Below are 1,482 nucleotides of genomic sequence, written 5' to 3' on the forward strand. Positions count from 1 at the left end.
CCACTCTTCCCCTCCCCCCCGCTCTTCCTCTCTCCGTACCGCCCCGGTCACCGCCCGCTGCCCCCCTGCCCGCCCGCGTCAGGCCGGTACCCCGCCGCCCCGGCGGGGTACCGGCCGGGTATCAGAAAGGCATCCCGCCCATGCACCACGCTCTGATCGTCGCCCGGATGGCGCCGGAGTCGGCGCCGGACATCTCCGAACTGTTCGCCGCCTCCGACCGCAGCGAACTGCCGCACCTCGTCGGAGTCAACCAGCGCAAGCTGTTCCAGTTCGGCGACGTCTATCTGCACCTGATCGAGTCCGACCGCCCACCGGGCCCGGAGATTGCCAAGGTGCACCAGCACCCGGAGTTCCAGGACCTCAGCCAGAAGCTCACCGCCTTCATCAGTCCGTACGACCCGCAGACCTGGCGTGGTCCGAAGGACGCGATGGCCCACGAGTTCTACCGGTGGGAGCGCGACTCCAGCGCCTGAGACGCACGACGGTCGCCCCGGGTCCGGCTGAAGAGCCGGACCCGGGGCGATTGCGTGAGGCGAAACGGTTCAGCTGGGCACGGTGCACTCGAACGCGTGCAGATATCCGTTCACCGGACTGATGTCGCCGACCACCAGCCCTGCTTCCTCCATCCGCCCGATCAGGCTCTCCTTGGTGTGCTTCGCACCGCCGACATTGAGGAGGAGCAGCAGGTCCATGGCGGTGGTGAACCTCATCGACGGAGTGTCGTCGACCAGGTTCTCGATGATCACGACCCGGGCACCCGGGCGGGCCGACGCCATGACATTGCGCAGCGTCCTGCGCGTGCTCTCGTCGTCCCATTCCAGGATGTTCTTGATGATGTAGAGATCCGCCTCGATGGGGATCGCCTCGCGGCAGTCCCCGGCGACGATGCTCGTCCGTCCGGCGAGCGCTCCGCCGTCCCGCAGCCGGGCATCTGCGCGCGCGACCACGCCCGGCAGATCCATCAGCGTGCCGCGGACCTTCGGGTGCTTCTCCAGCAGGCTGGCGAGCACGTGCCCCTGACCGCCGCCGATGTCGGCGACCTCGGACACCCCTGCGAGGTCGAGGAGTTCGGCGACATCCAGCGCGGACTGCATGCTGGAGGTGGTCATGGCCTGGTTGAAGATGTGCGCCGACTCGTGCGCGTCGTCGTGGAGGTAGTCGAAGAACCCCTTCCCGTACACGTTGGGGAAGACGCTCGTGCCGGAGCGCACCGCGTCGTCCAGCCGCGGCCAGACCTCCCAGGTCCAGGGCTCGGTGCACCACAGGGAGATGTACCGCAGGCTGTTCGGGTCGTCTTCGCGCAGCAGTCGGGACATGTCGGTGTGGACAAAGCTTCCGTCGGCGGTCTCGGCGAAGATTCCGTAGCAGGACAGAGCGCGCAGCAGCCGGCGAAGCGGCGCCGGCTCGGCGTTCACCTCCGCCGCGAGCTCGGCTGCGGTGGCCGGCGTCTCACCGAGCGCGTCGGCGACGCCCAGCCGGGCC

Annotated in this window: 2 protein-coding genes; one reads left to right on the plus strand and one right to left on the minus strand. The window is 68.8% G+C overall.

Translation table 11 applies throughout. The features are described 5' to 3' along the window. Positions 1 to 140 precede the first annotated feature (140 nt). The gene (locus tag AB0915_RS39160; protein WP_366696177.1) at positions 141 to 473 is read left to right on the plus strand and encodes a TcmI family type II polyketide cyclase; all 333 of its coding nucleotides are present in this window, start codon (positions 141 to 143) and stop codon (positions 471 to 473) included. 69 nt (positions 474 to 542) lie between these two features. Here the strand turns inward: AB0915_RS39160 and AB0915_RS39165 are convergent. Further along, positions 543 to 1,482: methyltransferase (locus AB0915_RS39165; RefSeq protein ID WP_366696179.1), on the minus strand; the 940-nt coding region annotated here is incomplete at its 5' end.

The organism is Streptomyces sp. NPDC048411 (assembly GCF_040704695.1).
GTDB lineage: Bacteria > Actinomycetota > Actinomycetes > Streptomycetales > Streptomycetaceae > Streptomyces.

What these genes read in the sequence shown, in the direction of transcription:
- AB0915_RS39160 (WP_366696177.1), top strand. Translation starts at nt 141, where the DNA reads ATGCACCACGCTCTGATCGTCGCCCGGATGGCGCCGGAGTCGGCGCCG.